The sequence below is a fragment of the Leclercia sp. UBA2479 genome (assembly GCF_002341985.1).
Taxonomy (GTDB): domain Bacteria; phylum Pseudomonadota; class Gammaproteobacteria; order Enterobacterales; family Enterobacteriaceae; genus Enterobacter; species Enterobacter pneumoniae.
In genome coordinates this window covers 450,814-469,246 of the sequence record NZ_DDPB01000009.1, presented here as the reverse complement: position 1 = coordinate 469,246, position 18,433 = coordinate 450,814, and the positions used below count along the sequence as shown (strand labels likewise).

Below are 18,433 nucleotides of genomic sequence, written 5' to 3'. Positions count from 1 at the left end.
CCATGGATTTCATTCTTAGTCACGTTGAACACGGGGTGATGACCCTTACCCTCAACCGCCCGGATCGGCTTAACAGCTTTAACGATGTGATGCACCAGCAGCTGGCGGAATGTCTGAAGCAGGCTGAACGCGATGAGACTATCCGCTGCCTGCTGATCACCGGAGCCGGACGCGGGTTTTGCGCCGGGCAGGATCTGAACGACCGTAACGTTGACCCGAACGGCCCTGCGCCGGACCTCGGGATGTCTGTTGAGCGTTTTTACAATCCGCTGGTTCGTCGTCTGGCGGCCTTGCCAAAACCGGTGATCTGTGCAGTGAACGGCGTAGCCGCTGGCGCAGGCGCTACCCTCGCGCTGGGCTGCGACATCGTGATTGCCGCGCGTTCGGCAAACTTTGTCATGGCGTTCAGCAAGCTGGGGCTGGTGCCGGACTGCGGTGGTACCTGGCTGCTGCCGCGCGTCGCGGGCCGGGCGCGGGCGATGGGGCTGGCGCTGCTGGGTGAAAAGCTCAGCGCAGAGCAGGCGCACGCCTGGGGGATGATCTGGCAGGTGGTGGACGATGCCACGCTGTTGGATACCGCACAGCAGCTGGCGGTGCATCTGGCCGCCCAGCCCACCTTCGGGCTGGGGTTAATTAAACAGGCCATCAACGCCTCGGAAACCAACTCCCTCGATGCTCAGCTCGATCTGGAGCGTGATTATCAGCGCATAGCGGGCCGAAGCGCCGACTATCGCGAAGGGGTCAGTGCGTTTCTTAACAAACGTGCGCCGCACTTCACGGGGAAATAATCATGACGCTAACTGTTCAAACCGTCGCGGTCATCGGCAGCGGCATCATGGGGGCCGGGATCGCCGAGGTGGCGGCCAGTCAGGGCCACCCGGTGCTGGTATATGACATCGACGCCGGGGCGATTGCCCGCGCCATCGAGGGCATCCGCAGCCGTCTGGCATCGCGCGTGGCCCGCGGCAAGCTCAGCGCCGAAGCGAGCGAAAAGACGCTCTCCCGACTGACGCCGGTCACCGATATTCAGGCGCTGGCCGCCGCCGATCTGGTGATTGAAGCGGCGTCCGAGCGTATGGAAGTGAAAAAGGCGCTGTTTGCCCAGCTGGCTGAGATCTGCCCGCCGCAGACCCTGCTGACCAGTAACACCTCTTCGATCTCGATTACCGCCATTGCCGCAGGCGTGCTTCACCCCGAGCGCGTGGCGGGTCTGCACTTCTTCAACCCTGCACCGGTGATGAAGCTGGTGGAGGTGGTGAGCGGGCTGGCAACCTCGAACGAAGTAGTTGAGCAGCTGTGCGACCTGGCGATCCGCTGGGGTAAACAGCCGGTGCGCTGCCAGTCTACCCCAGGTTTTATTGTTAATCGTGTGGCGCGTCCGTACTACGCCGAAGCCTGGCGTGCGCTGGAGGAGCAGGTGGCGGCCCCGCAGGATCTGGACGCTGCCCTGCGTGAAGGGGCGGGCTTCCCCATGGGACCGCTGGAGCTTACCGACATGATCGGCCAGGACGTCAACTTTGCCGTGACCTGTTCCGTGTTTAACGCCTTCTGGCAAGAGCGCCGTTTTCTCCCCTCGCTGATGCAGCAGGAGCTGGTGCTGGGCGGCCGTCTTGGCAAGAAGAGCGGACAGGGCGTCTACAACTGGCGCAGCGATAAGCCGACGGTGGGCTGGTATGAGGCGGTAAGCGACGGCGACAGCGCCGGTTACAGTGAAAAGAAAAGTGACGGTGTCACAAAAATTGACGACCTGCTGCTTATTGAGACGCAGGGGGAGACGGCGCAGGCCTTAGCGGCGCGCTATGCCTGCCCGGTGGTGGTGATTGATCGTCTTGAAGGGGACGTGGCGGTCATCGCTAGCGCCGCCAGTAACCCGGCTTCGGCGACGCGTAAAGCGGTGCATTATCTGCAACAGCGGGGCAAGCGCGTCCTGCAAGTCGCAGACTATCCGGGGCTGATCATCTGGCGCACCCTGGCGATGATCATCAACGAAGCCCTGGACGCGCTGCAAAAAGGGGTGGCCCGGGAAGAGGATATCGATACCGCGATGCGGCTGGGGGTGAACTACCCGCGCGGCCCGCTGGCCTGGGGTGAACAACTCGGCTGGCAACGGGTGCTGATCCTGCTGGAAAACCTGCAACGACACTACGGCGAAGAGCGCTATCGCCCATCTTCCCTGCTGCGCCAGCGTGCGCTTCTGGAGAGTAGCTATGAGTCATAACGCCTGGCGTAACGCCCGAGCCATGTATGAAAAAGACGCCTGCGCCCAGGCGTATGGTATCGACATTATCGAGATGAATGACGGTTATGCCGTACTGACCATGCAGGTCACGCCACAAATGCTGAACGGCCATCAAAGCTGTCACGGCGGCCAGCTGTTTACCCTGGCCGATACCGCCTTCGCCTACGCCTGTAACAGCCAGGGGCTGGCGGCGGTCGCGTCCGGCTGCGCCATCGAGTTTATCCGCCCGGCCTTTGCCGGCGACAGGCTGACCGCCACCGCGCAGGTTCGTCACCAGGGCAAACAGACCGGCGTGTACGACATCGAAATCGTTAATCAACAACAGAAAACCGTCGCCTTCTTCCGTGGGAAATCCCACCGCATCGGCGGCACTATCACAGGAGAAGCATGATGCGTGACGCCTATATTTGTGACGGGATCCGCACTCCGATTGGCCGCTACGCTGGCGCCTTATCAGGCGTACGCACCGACGATCTGGGGGCCATCCCGCTGCGCGAGTTGCTGGCGCGTAATCCAGGTCTGGATGCCGGATGTATTGATGATGTGATTTACGGCTGTGCCAACCAGGCGGGGGAAGATAACCGCAACGTGGCGCGCATGTCGCTGCTGCTGGCCGGGCTGCCCCAGACCGTCTCCGGTACCACGCTGAACCGGCTGTGCGGATCTGGCCTTGACGCACTGGGCTTCGCGGCCCGCGCCATTCGTGCCGGGGATGCCGACCTGATGATCGCCGGGGGAGTGGAGTCGATGTCCCGTGCCCCCTTCGTGATGGGCAAAGCCACCAGCGCCTTTCAGCGCCAGAACGAGATTTTTGATACCACCATCGGCTGGCGTTTTGTGAACCCGCTCATGGCACAGCAATTTGGTACTGACAGCATGCCCGAAACGGCAGAGAATGTAGCCAAATTGTTAAATATATCCCGTGAGGATCAAGACGCCTTCGCTTACCGCAGCCAGCAACGCACCGCCCAGGCGCAGGCCAGCGGCATTCTGGCGCAGGAGATTGTGCCGGTGATTCTGAAAGGCAAAAAAGGGGCCGTGACCGAAGTGCAGCACGATGAGCACCTGCGACCGGACACCACGCTTGCGATGCTGGCTGGCCTGAAAGCCCCTTTCCGTGCTGATGGGGTGGTGACCGCCGGGAACGCGTCCGGGGTGAACGATGGCGCCGCGGCGCTGATCGTCGCCAGCGCCGACATGGCGGCCAGCCAGGGCTTAACCCCGCGCGCGCGCATTGTGGCGATGGCCACCGCCGGTGTTGAGCCGCGTCTGATGGGGCTTGGCCCGGTGCCAGCCACCCGCAAAGTTCTGGAGCGTGCCGGTTTAAGCATCAACGATATGGACGTGATTGAGCTGAACGAGGCGTTTGCCGCGCAGGCGCTGGGCGTTCTGCGTGAACTGGGTCTGGCGGATGATGCCGCCCACGTCAACCCGAACGGCGGGGCGATTGCGTTAGGCCATCCGCTGGGGATGAGCGGGGCCAGACTGGCGCTGGCGGCCACTCATGAGCTGCACCGCCGCAACGGGCGGTATGCACTCTGCACCATGTGTATCGGCGTGGGTCAGGGCATTGCCATGATCCTTGAGCGTGTTTGATCAACTCTTACTGTGAGCACCCTACAATGACAACGACAACAAAGCTTGATCCGATTGAAACCGCCTCCGTTGATGAACTGCAGGCTTTGCAAACCCAGCGTCTGAAGTGGACGCTAAAACACGCTTACGACAACGTCCCGATGTATCAACGCAAATTCGATGCGGCGGGCGTTCACCCTGATGATTTCAAAGAGCTGGCGGATATCCGCAAGTTCCCCTGCACCACTAAACAAGATCTGCGTGATAACTATCCGTTCGACACTTTTGCCGTGCCGATGGAGCAGGTGGTGCGCGTCCATGCCTCGTCCGGCACGACCGGAAAGCCGACGGTCGTGGGCTATACGCAGAATGACATCGATAACTGGGCCAACCTGGTTGCGCGCTCGCTGCGTGCAGCGGGCGGCAGCGCAAAAGATAAAATTCACGTCGCCTACGGCTACGGGCTCTTTACCGGCGGGCTGGGTGCCCATTATGGCGCCGAGCGCTTAGGGGCGACGGTGATCCCTATGTCCGGCGGCCAGACCGAAAAACAGGCCCAGCTGATCCGTGATTTCCAGCCGGATATGATTATGGTCACACCTTCCTACTGCCTGAATCTGATCGAAGAGCTGGAGCGTCAAATGGGTGGCGACGCCAGTCAATGTTCCCTGCGGGTCGGGGTGTTTGGTGCCGAGCCGTGGACGCAGGCGATGCGCTGCGAAATCGAAAAACGCCTCGGCATTACCGCTCTGGATATCTATGGTCTGTCGGAAGTGATGGGACCCGGGGTGGCGATGGAGTGCATTGAAACCGCGGACGGTCCGACCATCTGGGAAGATCATTTCTATCCCGAAATCGTTAATCCGAACGATGGTACCCCGCTGGCGGACGGCGAGCAGGGCGAGCTGCTGTTCACTACCCTGACCAAAGAGGCGCTGCCGGTGATTCGCTATCGCACCCGTGACCTGACGCGCCTGCTGCCGGGGACGGCGCGCACCATGCGGCGGATGGATCGGATTAGCGGACGCAGTGACGACATGCTCATCATTCGCGGCGTTAACGTCTTCCCGTCCCAGCTGGAAGAGGAGATCGTCAAGTTTGAACATCTCTCGCCGCATTACCAGCTGGAAGTGAACCGTAACGGCCATCTTGATTCACTTTGCGTGAAGGTCGAGCTGAAACAGAGCAGTCTGATGCTCAGCCATGAACAGCGCTGCCAGGTCTGCCACCAGTTGCGCCATCGTATTAAATCGATGGTGGGGATCTCGACCGATGTCACTATCGTGAACTGTGGCAGCATCCCACGTTCCGAAGGAAAAGCCTGTCGCGTATTCGACCTGCGGAAAATGGCCGCCAACGGCTAATCCTGACGCTGGCCCTCTCTCTTTTAGGGGCGGGCCAGACGCTTTTCGGCTGTGCTATGATTCATCCTCACTCATAATAACTGCAGAATGAATCACATGAGTAAACTCGACGACTTTATCCAGCATGCGGTCAGTTCTGTACCCGTGAGCGGAACCTCACTGATTGCCTCCCTGTATGGCGATGCGCTCTCCCATCGTGGCGGGGAAATTTGGCTGGGTAGCCTGGCTGCGCTGCTGGAAGGAATGGGATTTGGTGAACGTTTTGTGCGTACCGCACTGTTTCGCCTGAACAAAGAGGGCTGGCTGGACGTGGCGCGCATTGGACGTCGCAGTTTTTATCGACTGAGTGACAAGGGGCTGCGTTTAACCCGCCGCGCGGAACACAAAATTTACCGGGCGGAACAGCCCGCCTGGGATGGTAAGTGGCTGCTGTTGTTGTCAGAGGGGCTGGATAAATCCACTCTCAATGAGGTGAAAAAGCAGCTCATCTGGCAGGGGTTTGGCACGCTGGCGCCGAGCCTGATGGCTTCGCCATCCCAGCAGCTGGCCGACGTGCAGTCGCTGCTGCATGAAGCGGGGGTGGCAGATAACGTCATCTGTTTTGAAGCGCACACCCCCCTGGCGCTTTCTCGTGCCGCGCTGCGTGCCCGTGTCGAAGAGTGCTGGCATTTAAGCGAACAGAACCTGATGTACGAAAGCTTTATCGACTCGTTCAGGCCGCTACTGCCGCTGCTGCGCGAAGCCTCTGCGGAGGCGTTAACGCCTGAGCGCTGTTTTCAGATCCAGCTGTTACTGATCCATTTTTACCGTCGCGTGATCCTTAAAGATCCGCTGCTGCCGGAGGAGTTGCTCCCACCGCACTGGGCGGGGCAAACGGCGCGACAACTCTGCATCAACATTTATCAACGCGTGGCGCCCGGGGCGCTGGCGTTTGTCAGTGAAAAGGGCGAGACCACGGTGGGTGAACTGCCTGCGCCGGGTTCGCTTTACTGGCAACGCTTTGGCGGCCTGACCAGCGCGTAACGGAGGTTATGTGCCTGTATATCAAATAGATGGTCTGACGCCGGTCGTGGCGCAAGAGAGCTATGTTCATCCGACTGCGGTATTGATTGGCGATGTGATTATTGGCAAAGGGGTCTATATCGGGCCCAATGCCAGCCTGCGCGGCGACTTCGGGCGCATTGTGGTGAAAGACGGGGCTAACGTGCAGGATAACTGCGTGATGCACGGCTTTCCCGAGCAGGATACCGTTGTGGAAGAGGACGGACATATCGGCCACAGCGCCATTTTGCACGGCTGCGTTATCCGCAAAAATGCGCTGGTGGGGATGAATGCGGTGATCATGGACGGTGCGGTGATTGGCGAAAACAGCATTGTCGGCGCGGCGGCCTTTGTGAAAGCGAAGGCGGAAATGCCCGCCAGGTACCTGATTATCGGCAGCCCGGCGAAAGCCATCCGCGCACTGACGGAGCAGGAAATGGCCTGGAAGAAGCAGGGCACCCGGGAGTATCAGGTGCTGGTGGATCGCTGTAAGCGTACCCTGCATCAGGTGGAACCGCTGCGGGAAGTGGAGCCGGGACGTCAGCGGCTGGTGTTTGATGAAAACCTGCGGCCAAAATCATCCCGCTAACGCTGCATTGCATGAAAGGGTGCGGCTGAGGAGATTCACTAACGCGTTCTCCAGAACGGCCGCACTACCCATTTCACCCTGCCTTAACGCGCGCTCTGCGCCGCAACGTTCTCTTCTCGCATGTTTAACCCCGCGAGCGCACCTGATTGATGCTCGATACGGTACTCGATCGTGACCTTGTGTTGGCTGGTGGGGGTCACCGCGATCTCCTTGACCTTTTTACCCGAATCGGGAGGGAGCGTCAGGGTCATATTCCCTTTCGCCAGGGCGCGTCCGTTTTGCTTCACCTGCCACGTCAGGCGACAGGCGTCACAGGCTTCCCAGCTATCGTTAATCGCCCACAGGCCTATTCTGGCCTCACTCCCCACGCGCCAGGTTGCGCTAAGGGGTTCAATGGAGGGAAGAATTGGCTGATAAGCGCGCTGCAACGCATAGTAACCCGCTTTCGGTTTACGCAGATAATCCACCACCCCCCAGTTAATTGAGGGCCAGGTTTCCACAAACATAAAGTGGAAGAGGGCTGTGACAGGCTGATACCGCTGCCGACGATAGCTCTCGGCGGCCATGGCCACCAGTTGCGCCTGATACTCCTGGGTGTTCTTAATCATCTCCTGAATGTTGTTGCCCCGCGGTATTCCGGCAAATTTAAAGGTCTGGAAGGGCTGGAAGTTATGGTATTTCCAGCGCGTCCAGCCTGGGTCGTCGGCTGCGGTACTTTTCGGCCATAACAGGTCAGCAGGAATAATGGTTTTTAGCGTCGACAGCCGGGGCAGCGCCTGGGCGCCAAACTCGGTGATGATCGCAGTCTTCGCCGGGGCAAGCAGGTCGCGCGGCGTGCCGAAGTACCATCCGGCCCAGTAGTGTTCTTCAACGGCGGAAAAACGGTGCACAATGCGCGAACGGTCCTCTGCCAGCGTATCGGCCACCCGGGTCGTCAGCGTCTGGTTCAGGGTTTTATTCCAGTCCGGGAAGCGTTTTTCCATCCAGGGCGAGTTCCAGGGCGGTTCGTTATGGCCGCCCCAGACGATGATTGCCGGCGAGTTGCCGAACTGCGCCATCATGTCGCGAGTCTGCCGCACGGCGTTATCGGCAAAGGCGTCGCTGTTGTCGTAGCCCCACTGCAGAGGCACATCCTGCCAGATCATTAGCCCCATCTCATCGGCCACTTCATAGAGGGCGCGACCGGCTACGTGCCCGTGCACGCGTATCGCGTTAGCATTCATCTTCTGCACCAGCGTGAAATCCCGGCGATACTTCTGGCGCGTCAGGGTGCCGAGCCACGGGGAGCCGATATAGTTACTGCCTTTGATAAACAGCCGTCGATCGTTGATGCGCCAGCCTTGATTGTCAGGCTGCTCTTCCAGCTTGCGTAATCCGGTGCGCGTGACAGCGGTGTCCATCACCCCCTGGTCATCCACCAGCGTGGCGCGGACCCGGTACAGGTTTGGCTTGCCATACCCTGCTGGCCACCACAGCCTGGCCCCCTTCATCGGCAGGCTGACGTTCAGGCTCTGGGGCTTGCCGTTCGCCTGCGTCAGGTTTACCGAAAAGGTCTGCTCAATGCGCTGGCCGTTGAAATTATCTGGCGCAGCAGAGAGGCGCAGCGTCACAGAGCCGGCCGTGAGGGCCCGGTAGCGGATCTCGGCGCGAAAAACAGGGTTTTCCAGTCCGTCGCGCCAGTCCGGGCGCAGAATCACGTCGTCTATGGTCACACCGCGGCTCAGGTGCAGTTTCACCGGCGCCCAGATCCCGCCGGAGTTGGCATCCTGCCCGTGCTCAGACCACGCGCCGCCGGGGCGGGTGTCATGCTGATTAAGGATGCCTTTCATCTGGGTTTTGTGCAGCGGCCAGACGGTTTTGGGATCTTCCCATGGGCTGTTCACCTTGACGGCGAGTCGGTTATGGCGGCGTAGCGTGTCGCTGACGTCCACCGGGAAACGCTGGAAATACCCCTCATGGCGGGCCAGCGCTTTGCCGTTCAGTACGACATCGGCGAAATAGTCCACGCCGTCAAAGACCAGCGTCGCCATGGTATCGGGTGCGCGTTCGGGAAGGGAAAATTCATGCCGGTACCAGAGGGCACCCTGGTGGTCATATCCGGCGCTGTACCAGTTGGCGGGCACCTGGATAGCGCGCCAGTGACGGTCCGGGGTGTTCACTCCGTCGAAGGTCTCGTCGTTAGCATCATGTACGCGCCATTGACCTGCCAGCGACCAGGTGACGGGCTGGCTGGCCTGCGCCAGCAGCGGAGTGACCATCAGCAGCACGAGCAATTTACGGATCATGTTTTACCTCCTGAACCCGCTGGCGTAGCCATGTCGCGCTGCGCCCGGCCTCATCGAGAAGCTCGCGTCGTAGCGCGCTTAGCCCGGCCAGATCCAGCGATGCCGCCTCGCTCTCAAGCTGCTGGAGCGTTTCGGTCAGGCCGGTGAAGCCGAGGGTGAGCGCTTCACCGCGCAGCCTGTGCGCCGCCCGGCGCAGCGCTTCGCGATCGTCGTTGTCGATAGCCTGCACGATGGCGGCTATCGACTCGTCAAGTCCGGTACTGAATAACAGCAGCAGCTCCTGCACCAGGTCAGGATCGTCTGCACACTGCCTGAGCAGGCGCGCCTCGTCCGGCAGTCCCTTATCGATCCCGACACCAACGCGCGCGATCTCTTGCTGCAAGGCTTCCTGATTCACCGGCTTGGCAATATAGCCATCGAAGCCCATCGCCAGACAACGCTCTTTATCACCCTGCATGGCATGGGCGGTCATCACGATGGCGGGCTGGTGGCTGCGCCCCTGCGCGCGCGTCTCTTCCCGAATCAGGCGCAGGGCGGTCTCACCGTCCATTTCGGGCATTTGCAGGTCAATAAAGAGCAGATCCCAGGGCTGCTCGCGCCAGCGCGTCAGCGCTTCCCGGCCGTTATTCACCACTTCGCACCGGTGGCCGAGCCGCTCCAGCAACCGCCTGGCGACTTTCTGGTTCACCAGGTTGTCCTCTGCCAGCAGAATGTTCAGTCCACCCACCTCTGTGGCCGGCTCGGCGGCGGTCGGCGGCGGAGCCGTAGCAGGCGCGGGGGCAAGGACGCTGGCAATGACGTGATAGAGTTCGCGATGGGCAACGGGCTTATGCAAATAATGAGCGATCCCAATGCGTTTCAGCATATTGGCATCAAAATGGCGGCTCATTGAACTGAGCATGATGATATGGCTCTGCTCACCCTGCGGCAGGACAGTGATCTCCAGCGCCAGGGAGACGCCGTCCATATCCGGCATCTGGGCATCCAGCAGAATGAGCGGCCAGCCAGCGTCGGTGCCAGCCAGACGTAACGCCTCTTTCGCGTTATTCACGCAGGTCGGCGTCAGGTTCATCTGGCGAAGCATGGTATCGAGCAGGCGCAGGTTAGTACTGTTATCGTCAACCACCAGCACCCGTTCGCCGTTAAAGCCCGTCATGGTATCGCCGCTGGTCGGCGCAGCCTGCTGGCTTTGCAGCACCAGGGTGAAGGCAAATTCACTGCCCACTCCCGGTTCGCTTTGCACGCTGAGCTCTCCCCCCATCAGGCTAACCAGTCGGGCCGAAATGGTTAATCCCAGCCCGGTACCGCCGTAGCGGCGGGTGGTGGAACTGTCCGCCTGGCTGAAGGCCTCGAAGATTTTTTTCTGCTTCTCCGGCGGTATGCCGATCCCGCTATCGCGAATGCGAAAGCGCCATTGATCGGGTTCAGCGCCCGGTTCAATGACCAATAGCACTTCGCCCTGATGGGTAAATTTAAGCGCGTTACCCAGCAGGTTGGTCAGGATCTGACGCAGCCGCGGGCCATCCACCATCAGCACTTCCGGTACCGCCGGGGCGATATCCACCAGCAGCTCAATGCCTTTTTCACTGGCGGCGGGCATATGTGGACGAATCAACGCCTGAACGAAAGGGCGGATCTCCAGCGGTTCTTCATCGACCGACATCTTGCCCGACTCAATGCGCGAGAAGTCGAGAATGTCGTTGATAATGTGCAGTAGCGACTGGGCCGAACTCATTACCAGCGTCAGGTATTCCCGTTGGTCTGGATTCAGCGGCGTGTCCAGGCAGAGCTGGGTCATGCCGAGGATCCCGTTCATCGGGGTACGGATTTCGTGGCTCATGTTGGCGAGGAACGCGCTTTTCGCCTCGTTGGCCTCCTGAGCGACTTTCGCCGCCTCAATGGCGAGAAGCTCTGCCTCTTTGCGCCGGGTAATATCCTGCAGCGTGCCGATAACGCGTTCAGCCTCTTGCTGCATGCTGAGGGTCACAACCTGGCCTGAGATGAGCATCCAGCGCCAGCCCTGGGTCGGATGCTGAACGCGTATCTCACATTCAAAAACAGGCATGTGATCCTTTTTTGAGGCAGTCATCGCGTTACGCAGGGTGGCCAAATCTTCGGCATGAACCAGATTCAGCAAAAAGCGCAGCGGGTAGTGTAACTGCACGCGCGACTGGCCCACCATCGCCAGCAGCGTATCGTTGACCTGCAGGCTGTCCTGGGAGACTTGCCAGTCCCAGATACCTATCTGGATTGTCTCTGCGGTCAGTAAAAAATCGTCGTGTAGCTGGTGGCGTGAGCGCTGTGCCTCATCCAGCCCGGTAATATCCGTATGCAGGCTGATAATGCCGCCATCGTTAAGTCGCTGGTGCTGAACATAGAGCCGTCGGTTTCCGGATTGCCGCACTTCACGGTGGTTCGGCTGACGACAGTTACGGATGATCGCGTCGCGCAGGGTGCGGCGACGGACGGGATCGATGTGATAGCCCGAATCAATAAATTTCTCGGCCAGGCTCTCCAGCGTGGCGCCAACGGTTAACCAGGGGGTAATGACGGGATAATAGAGGGTAAGCTTGTCATTCCAGCCCTGCAGGCGTTCCGCCGCATCATAGATCATCACCCCCATGGGCAGTGCGTTCAGATCGAAAGGAGAGGTGGATGGCATAGTTAGTCGTCTCCCGCCTGATAGTGAAGCTCCGCCTGGCGGCGCAGATATTCCAGACCGGGCGCTATCGCCATCGCCCAGGCCGTGAGGATCTCCTCATCGCAGAGCGGGTCGCGGGTGCGTACGGTGCTGAGCATCGCTTCTCGCCACAGGGCAAAAAAGCGCGGAGGCAGGCGCAGCCCTTCATCGCTCTGCTCCCGGGCAAGCCGTTCGAGAAAATCGGGTACAAACAGCACGCCGTCGACCGCGAGCATGGCGAAGAAGCTTTTGTAGATCATCTGCTGGCCCTCCTGTTCCGGGCGACGGGCGAAGTGCCGCTCCGTTTCAGGGGACATATGAATGAAGGTGTCCCAGAAGGCCTCGAAAAAGCGTTTTCTGTCGTGCCCGGCGATGACGCGGTTCAGGCTTGCCTCAAAGAGGTCGCGGTAGAATTTCATGGCGTGGCCCTCGCGGCCCGTTCACCCGGAAGACAGAGGCCGGGCGGGTTGAAAGTATCTGACGTGCGGCGCGAGAAATAGCCCGCGTTATCCACCAGACCGTTTTCAAACAGCGGCCCGGCGTTGTGTTTGTACAGCAGGGCTTCCAGCACCATGGCGTTGGTTGAGAGGGTGAGGGTGGGGTTAATGTCCCCGGTTGCCTCGACGCGACCTTCGAACCACCCCTGCTGCGGGCGATTGAGATGGCGAGTCACTGCCATCAGGCTGTCGGTGTAGTCGTTATCCCACAGCGCCCAGAGCACAAAAACCGCTTTGGTCGACACCTGTGCCAGCCGGGGATAATATTTTCCATCGTCTCCCAGCGTGTTCCAGGCATAGCCATTCCCCCAGACGGTATCCTCAACGTGCCAGGGAGCCTGAGTGAGATAAAAGTCGGCGCGCGCGGTAAGGACTTTATCTTGCTCCCAGCGCGTTTTCTGGCTGAGCCATATCCCTTCGGCGCGGGTACGCAGCGTTTTTTGCAGATCGGAGGAGACGCCGGGCATCTGCCAACCGAACTCCAGCCCCGGTAGCATGGCGGGAAGGGTGGTCAGCAGCGAGGGTTGCCAGGTGGTGCGCGGGTCGCGGGCATCAACGGCGAGCCGACGCTGAAAGAGAATGACATGCTGCGACGGCGGGTTTAGCGCCTTGTCGGGAGCAAACCCCCACAGACGAAACGCGCTGGCGGCATATTCGCTCTCACCGAGACGGAGTTCGTCGCGAATCATCGGCTGCCCGTTCTGCATTGAAGCAGAGCGCAACTCTCCCTCATCGTCGATGACCGGGCAGAAGTTCCAGCGCAGAATGATCTTATCCAGATACTCGCGATACTGAGGAGCGCGCTCAGCGGTGAGCCGCAGGGCCAGCATGAGTCGCGCCATATCCTTTGCCGACCAGCCGCTCTTCGCTGGCTTACCGCTGAAATCAATGGGGGACGCCGTCTGCGTGGAATAAAGTCTGCCCGGCGTGCGGGTGTCGGTTAGCGTCAGGCGATTGAGCGTGCCCAGCAGGCGGGTCAGCCGGGCATCAAACTCAGGCTCGTTAACCAGCCCCAGATCCCGGGCGGCCAGCAGGGCGATAAGCGTATCGCCCATCTGCCACAAGGTTACGCGCGGCTGTTTGTCGCTACCGTTGACTAACCCGGTTTGCGGCTGGGTATTATTTTCAAAATAGCGCCACGCAATACGCGCCCACTCCCGCTCCTGGGGCGTGAGGGCATCGATACGTGCGGTGGTGTGCCAGCCCCCTTTGGTTAACCAGCGCCACCCGGCGCCCTCCCGGCTGAACAGCGCCAGCAGGACGACCAATACCACAGCAGAGACCGCCAGCGAGCGGGCTAGGGTTTTAAGCATTGCGCGGTCACCGGGGGTAATTTAACGGGCGCATCCGCGTTGCAAGAGGCGCACTGGCAAGCCTGGCAGGCGGGTTTCGTCCGCTGCGTAGTGCCGGTCTGTTCACACCAGGTTTTGACGGCCGGCGTACTGTTCAGGAAGGGGCGATTGCGCGCGGTGTTATTCGGCTCAAACAGATCCACCAGCTTTTTGTCCCAGAGCGAAGGGGCGAAATCGCGGTTTTTCGGGTTGTCAGTATTGTACTGCAGCAATTTGCCCTCTTTTTTAAACAGCAGCGACTCCAGCATGATGCCGTTATTATTGGCGGTGAACTCTTTAATGGGGCCATCACCGTTTTCGTACAGCCCTTCGTAATAGCCTTTGTCCGCTTCGTTAGCGTTTTCGATGGCGTCCAGCAGGCGGTCGGTATAGGGCGAGTCCCATAAGACCCACATACCCAGCGCCGCCTTCAGCGAAATGGCCGCGGTATTGGGTACGTACTGGCCTTTATCGGTGATGGTGTTCCAGTTAAAGCCGTCGCTGAAGACGGTGTCATAAACGAAGTAGGGGGACTTATCGAGCTGATGCTCGGAGCGTGCGGTTAACACCCCGGTAATCGCGTAGCGGTTCTCCTGGGCCTGGTAGACCCGGTCAGCGAAGTTTTTCATCCAGGGGTGCGAGTAGTCGCGCGGTGTGTTATCCCGATCCTCGGGCTTATCAAAGCCAAACTCCAGGCCGTAGAGGACGTAAGACTCGGTGACCACATAGTTGTGCTGGCTGGTCATACGGGGATCGCGCGAATCGTAAGGCACCATCACACAGTAGATCTCTGCCAGCTCATAGGGCTGAGGCTGGCTGGATTGACACGTGCCAAAGCCCCACAGCGAGAACCCCGCCGCGCCATACTCCTCGTAGCCGAGGCGCCCCTCCTGGACATACTTTGGCTGGCCATTTTCCAGGTAAGCGCCGTACAGCATGCCGCAGGGGTTAATGACGTTGGTGAAATTCCATCCCAGTAACACGTTATCGATGCTGTTGCCGTATTCCGGATAGCGCTCTTTAATCACCTTCAGCCAGATCAACATCCTGCCGATATCCAGCGCCGAGAAGCCAATTTCTCCAGGCTTGTTCTGGTAGTTAACCTTCTGCCCGGTGATGGTGTTGTAGGCCTTGTTAGGTAACTCGTTGCGGAACAAATCCAGCTTGTTGAGGGTGGCGAGTAATTTCAGCATCCGGCGATCGAACTCGGCTTTATCAATGATCCCCAGCTCACGGGCTGCCGTCATGGCAGCCATATAAGAGGCGCTGTCCCACATGGTGGTGGAGGGGTATTTATTTACGGCATTCACCAGCCCGGTGGTGGGCTGGTAATTGGCGACAAAATATTGCCAGGCGTTTTTGGCAATCGCCATCTCCCGCGCATTCAGCTCCCCGCTACGCGGTTCGTACTCGGAAGCCGGTAGCCCGGTGGTGGCCTGCGCCGCAGAGAGGGTGAGCCAGCACGCCATAAGCCCGGCCAGAAGAGGAAAATAGAGTAACGATTTCAGCTTCATGGCTTAGCTCCTGCTGACGAAGTAGGTGGATTGGCGGGGCCGAGGCAGGCCAGACATAACATCTGACCGTGAACGATATAGGCCAGGCTTTCGAGCACGATGGCGTTAGTGTCGCCGTCTACGATGTCGTTTACGCTGCTGTTGAGATTAAGTCCGCGCTGCCAGCCCTTACCGGGTACCTGCAATTTCTGCACTTGCTGGCGCAAGGCTTCGCTCCAGCCATTGCGGAACAGTGCATACCATGCAAAGGCGGTACGGGTAGAGGTGATAGCCGTCTGCTCGGGGGTGGCATCGCGCAGGGCGCTGTTTTGCAGCGGCTGGCGGTCTGGCAGATCGTTCACATAGTCCGGGGTGGGCTCGGCATAATCGGTGCTGATAGGGGGCTTGCTGACCCGCAGGCCGTGGCGGCGCTGCTGGATCTGCATAATGCGCCAGGTAATCTCCGCGCTCTGGACGTCAAAACCCAGTTCGAGGCCTGTTAACAGATAGGGAAGGCTGATCAGAGAGGGCTGACGACCCCAGGGGGTGCGCAGCCCTTCGTCAGGCACCATGATGCCGTCGATGTCAATCATCTGCTGCCCCTCCGGCGGGTTAGTGACCGCCAGTCCCGCTGCGCTGTCGATGAGCCGCAGCGTATGGCTGGCATACAAGCGGTAACCGAAGCTGTTTCTGGGCTCATCCACCGCCAGCGCCCAGTGATGAAGCGGCGCGGCGGCCTGTGTCGCGGTGTTATTGGTAATTAAGGCCGCCACCTTCCACTGGTTAAAGAGATCGCGCACGGCGGCGGCGTGCTGAGGATAACGCCACAGCAATGTTTGCAGGGCATTGAGCAGGCGGCCCATGCCTATCGCGGAGGGATCCGGCTTACCTAACATGTGGAGCGTGTCTGCATGATAATAGGCAGCGGGCAACCCCTGCGGATTAAGCGGCAGCTGGCCCAGGGTAAACAACGCGGCGGTGACGCGTTCATCAAACTCGTCGTCGCTCAGAATGTTGAGCTGCTTTGCCGCGATCATGGCAAAGAGGTAACTGCCGGTGCTCCACAGGCTGAACCAGGGTTCGCCATCGTGTGCGTTGGCCAGGCCGTTCGGCTGCGTATTATTCACATAATACTGCCATGCCACGCGCGCCCAGATAGCCTCGTCAAAGGTCAATTCACGCGGGGCGGGAAGCGGAGGGAAATCATTACTTAGGCTCATTCCCGCACTGCTTTCGACACGCGTTGGCATCTGTTTTTCTACCCAGACAACAATGGCGAACCCCAGCAGAAAGCCGATCAAAATTGTGAGGTAACTGCGGGCGGACAGCAGCGCATCGCGTTTTCTCATGGCTGCGCCTCCTCTTCAGCCGGCGTCCACATGGCGGCCAGGATCAGCGGCAGCATGGCAGCAATATTGACCGCACCCCAGAAGATGTTAATGACGTAGCCGGAAGGGTCGTCTACTTCCCCTCGCGCCACCTGAATGCCTCCCCAGATGAGCCCTGCCAGGGTAAGCACGACAATGGCGATTTGCGGCTTCACCAGATAGAGAAAGCGGCCGGTCTGTCGCTCTTTTGGCGTGACATGAAACTTAATCTGCTCCCCGCGCAATACCGTGTTTAACGCGCGCAGATTCATGGAGAAAAACGAGAGATAAGAGGCCCTGCCGTCCCACGCCGATATGCCCCAGGTGCCAAACATAAATGCCAGCTCGGAGACAATGAAAAAGGGGAGGAAATGGAGATAAAAGGGCTCAGACCAGGCGGAGACGGGCGGAATACCGGTAAAAAGATAAATAATGGGGGAGATCAGAAATACGGTATTCCACACGCAGGCCATGTAAGACCAGAAGGTGGTAGCGTACATCAGCGTCTGCGGCAACGAGAGCTTAAAGCGGCGGCGGCTGAAAATATTATCGTGGAAAAGAATATCCAGCGAACCCGCGGCATATTTGAAGCGCTGAATCATCCACGTCAGCATGTCCTGCGGGGAGAGCATTTTCGATTCAATACGCGGGTGCATCACCGAGCGCCAGCGACGCGCGCTGTCGCCATGCAGCAGGATCGAGGTATAGATATCCTCGGAAACGTGAAACTTATAGGGGGTAAGCTCGGTATCGAACGCAACGTGCGGGCGCATGGCGTCCTGCAGGGTTTCGCGCATCGCGGGATCGCGTATATCGCGGGTATGGCGGTCGATCTCCTCTTCGACAGCCCAGACATAGCTTCGTAACGCCGCCTGCATCACCGCTTCGCGCCGGTGGATCGAGGCTGCGCCGCAGCAGAATGCGGCGTTAGCCCAGTTGCGGCGGCGTAAAATTACGTCATAGAACATGCGCGGATCGTTGAAGAAGGGGTCCCGGCCAACGGTGACCGGTCCGATGAATTTCTGCGCCAGCCATCCCAGCCCGTAGCCCACTTTACCCGCTCTGCGCCCCAGCCAGCGTGAGAGGTTTTCACCCTCCGGCAGGTCGAAGAACCACTGCGGGGTTTGTACCCAGGCGACGTCCGGATCGCGAAAATAGCCGAGCGTATGGCTCAGCAGCGTCGGAAAAACGCGGGTATCGGCATCGCAAATTACCAGGAAATCACCGTCGGTCTGTTCAAGCCCATTGCGCAGGTTACCGGCCTTGAAGCCAATATTGGTCTGTCGGGTGATGTAGTTGGCTCCCTCTTGTTCGCAAACGGCCTTCATCTCGGGGCGTCGTCCGTCATCCAGCACGTGCACCTTAAAATCCAGCGGGCCGGGGTAGGTGACTTTCAGGGCATCGCGGATCGAGAGCCTGACCAGCTCCACATCTTCGGAATAGGTGGCGATGAAAAGGTCGACCTTGATTGGCCTTACGTCTTCTGCGTCTTCGGGTCTCAGACAGTCGTTGATCTCAACCGGCGGCGGATTTTGCGCAGGGTCCTCTTCCTTCCACAAATTAATGGTAAACAGCACCGTACCGATCCAGGCCAGAGTCTCTGCCAGCACCAGCGGAATGGCATACCAGAGCGCATCGGTATTCAGTGAGGCTGTCCAGCGCCAGTAGATATAATTAGCACCAAGAATAAGCGCGGCAACCGCTAATACTTGCCAGGTCATTATTACCCAGCGCGGCGACTGGAGCGGTTCAGGCGGCCGACGATGTTCAAAACGGGAAAAATAAAAATCCATAGTTAAGGATATCCTGATTCCACGATGACAATTGAATTAACACCTGCTTTCGACAGTGTGGAGTGCCACGCAAATTAACGCTTATAAATACAATCGATAAAATCAGTGTAGATGGCGAAGAAAAATATTCCAGACCGGGAATTGCAACAGTGTAGGGCGGCTAAAATGATTGTTATTTA

The 18,433-nt window shown here is 59.3% G+C and carries 14 protein-coding genes; 7 read left to right on the top strand and 7 right to left on the bottom strand.

Annotated elements, in window-relative coordinates; translation table 11 throughout:
- Positions 1–2: 2 nt before the first annotated feature.
- The 7 genes from paaG to paaY all read left to right on the top strand — a co-directional run bounded on the left by paaG (position 3) and on the right by paaY (position 6,808).
- A complete protein-coding gene (gene paaG / locus B3B59_RS11920) occupies positions 3–788 on the top strand; it encodes a 2-(1,2-epoxy-1,2-dihydrophenyl)acetyl-CoA isomerase PaaG (protein WP_286809081.1) in 786 nt (261 codons plus the stop codon).
- Between the two features lie 2 nt (positions 789–790).
- On the top strand, positions 791–2,218 hold the full coding sequence (gene paaH / locus B3B59_RS11915; protein ID WP_286809079.1) for a 3-hydroxyacyl-CoA dehydrogenase PaaH: 1,428 nt from the start codon (positions 791–793) through the stop codon (positions 2,216–2,218).
- Entirely contained in the window at positions 2,208–2,630 is a 423-nt protein-coding gene (paaI, locus tag B3B59_RS11910) for a hydroxyphenylacetyl-CoA thioesterase PaaI (protein ID WP_207291814.1), read from the top strand. The genes paaH and paaI overlap by 11 nt, the downstream gene beginning before the upstream one ends.
- Positions 2,630–3,835, top strand: a complete 1,206-nt coding sequence (gene pcaF, locus B3B59_RS11905; RefSeq protein ID WP_286809520.1) for a 3-oxoadipyl-CoA thiolase — start codon at positions 2,630–2,632, stop codon at positions 3,833–3,835. The genes paaI and pcaF overlap by 1 nt, the downstream gene beginning before the upstream one ends.
- Before the next feature lie 26 nt (positions 3,836–3,861).
- Positions 3,862–5,178: a phenylacetate--CoA ligase PaaK gene (gene paaK / locus B3B59_RS11900; protein WP_212475800.1), complete on the top strand. Its 1,317-nt coding sequence runs from the start codon at positions 3,862–3,864 to the stop codon at positions 5,176–5,178.
- 87 nt (positions 5,179–5,265) lie between these two features.
- Positions 5,266–6,201 carry a phenylacetic acid degradation operon negative regulatory protein PaaX gene (gene paaX, locus B3B59_RS11895; RefSeq protein WP_046885260.1) on the top strand — a complete coding sequence of 312 codons (936 nt, stop codon included), beginning with the start codon at positions 5,266–5,268 and terminating at the stop codon, positions 6,199–6,201.
- Positions 6,202–6,211: 10 nt separating this feature from the next.
- The gene (gene paaY, locus B3B59_RS11890) at positions 6,212–6,808 is read left to right on the top strand and encodes a phenylacetic acid degradation protein PaaY (RefSeq protein WP_212475802.1); all 597 of its coding nucleotides are present in this window, start codon (positions 6,212–6,214) and stop codon (positions 6,806–6,808) included.
- A gap of 83 nt (positions 6,809–6,891) precedes the next feature.
- On the opposite strand, the gene B3B59_RS11885 is transcribed toward paaY, so the two are convergent.
- From B3B59_RS11885 to B3B59_RS11855, 7 genes are read right to left on the bottom strand one after another with little or no spacing between them, the layout of a single operon-like run.
- Positions 6,892–9,093 (bottom strand): glycoside hydrolase family 2 protein, encoded by a 2,202-nt coding sequence (locus B3B59_RS11885; RefSeq protein WP_286809077.1) that lies wholly within the window; start codon positions 9,091–9,093, stop codon positions 6,892–6,894.
- Positions 9,083–11,755 (bottom strand): hybrid sensor histidine kinase/response regulator, encoded by a 2,673-nt coding sequence (locus B3B59_RS11880; RefSeq protein WP_286809076.1) that lies wholly within the window; start codon positions 11,753–11,755, stop codon positions 9,083–9,085. Before B3B59_RS11880 ends, B3B59_RS11885 begins: the two co-directional genes overlap by 11 nt.
- A gap of 2 nt (positions 11,756–11,757) precedes the next feature.
- Positions 11,758–12,192, bottom strand: a complete 435-nt coding sequence (locus tag B3B59_RS11875) for a hypothetical protein (RefSeq protein WP_040075438.1) — start codon at positions 12,190–12,192, stop codon at positions 11,758–11,760.
- Positions 12,189–13,583: a DUF3131 domain-containing protein gene (locus tag B3B59_RS11870; protein WP_286809074.1), complete on the bottom strand. Its 1,395-nt coding sequence runs from the start codon at positions 13,581–13,583 to the stop codon at positions 12,189–12,191. The genes B3B59_RS11875 and B3B59_RS11870 overlap by 4 nt, the downstream gene beginning before the upstream one ends.
- Positions 13,568–15,115 carry a DUF3131 domain-containing protein gene (locus tag B3B59_RS11865; RefSeq protein ID WP_046885265.1) on the bottom strand — a complete coding sequence of 516 codons (1,548 nt, stop codon included), beginning with the start codon at positions 15,113–15,115 and terminating at the stop codon, positions 13,568–13,570. The genes B3B59_RS11870 and B3B59_RS11865 overlap by 16 nt, the downstream gene beginning before the upstream one ends.
- Positions 15,112–16,443 carry a DUF3131 domain-containing protein gene (locus B3B59_RS11860; protein ID WP_286809073.1) on the bottom strand — a complete coding sequence of 444 codons (1,332 nt, stop codon included), beginning with the start codon at positions 16,441–16,443 and terminating at the stop codon, positions 15,112–15,114. Before B3B59_RS11860 ends, B3B59_RS11865 begins: the two co-directional genes overlap by 4 nt.
- Positions 16,440–18,254: a glycosyltransferase family 2 protein gene (locus tag B3B59_RS11855; RefSeq protein ID WP_286809071.1), complete on the bottom strand. Its 1,815-nt coding sequence runs from the start codon at positions 18,252–18,254 to the stop codon at positions 16,440–16,442. The genes B3B59_RS11860 and B3B59_RS11855 overlap by 4 nt, the downstream gene beginning before the upstream one ends.
- Between the last annotated feature and the right edge of the window lie 179 nt (positions 18,255–18,433).

Bases quoted from the DNA above. Each gene is read 5' to 3' on its own strand.
- paaG (WP_286809081.1), top strand. From the start codon at position 3: ATGGATTTCATTCTTAGTCACGTTGAACACGGGGTGATGACCCTTACC.
- paaH (WP_286809079.1), top strand. From the start codon at position 791: ATGACGCTAACTGTTCAAACCGTCGCGGTCATCGGCAGCGGCATCATG.
- paaI (WP_207291814.1), top strand. From the start codon at position 2,208: ATGAGTCATAACGCCTGGCGTAACGCCCGAGCCATGTATGAAAAAGAC.
- pcaF (WP_286809520.1), top strand. From the start codon at position 2,630: ATGCGTGACGCCTATATTTGTGACGGGATCCGCACTCCGATTGGCCGC.
- paaK (WP_212475800.1), top strand. From the start codon at position 3,862: ATGACAACGACAACAAAGCTTGATCCGATTGAAACCGCCTCCGTTGAT.
- paaX (WP_046885260.1), top strand. From the start codon at position 5,266: ATGAATCACATGAGTAAACTCGACGACTTTATCCAGCATGCGGTCAGT.
- B3B59_RS11885 (WP_286809077.1), bottom strand. From the start codon at position 9,093: ATGATCCGTAAATTGCTCGTGCTGCTGATGGTCACTCCGCTGCTGGCG.
- B3B59_RS11880 (WP_286809076.1), bottom strand. From the start codon at position 11,755: ATGCCATCCACCTCTCCTTTCGATCTGAACGCACTGCCCATGGGGGTG.
- B3B59_RS11875 (WP_040075438.1), bottom strand. From the start codon at position 12,192: ATGAAATTCTACCGCGACCTCTTTGAGGCAAGCCTGAACCGCGTCATC.
- B3B59_RS11870 (WP_286809074.1), bottom strand. From the start codon at position 13,583: ATGCTTAAAACCCTAGCCCGCTCGCTGGCGGTCTCTGCTGTGGTATTG.
- B3B59_RS11865 (WP_046885265.1), bottom strand. From the start codon at position 15,115: ATGAAGCTGAAATCGTTACTCTATTTTCCTCTTCTGGCCGGGCTTATG.
- B3B59_RS11860 (WP_286809073.1), bottom strand. From the start codon at position 16,443: ATGAGAAAACGCGATGCGCTGCTGTCCGCCCGCAGTTACCTCACAATT.
- B3B59_RS11855 (WP_286809071.1), bottom strand. From the start codon at position 18,254: ATGGATTTTTATTTTTCCCGTTTTGAACATCGTCGGCCGCCTGAACCG.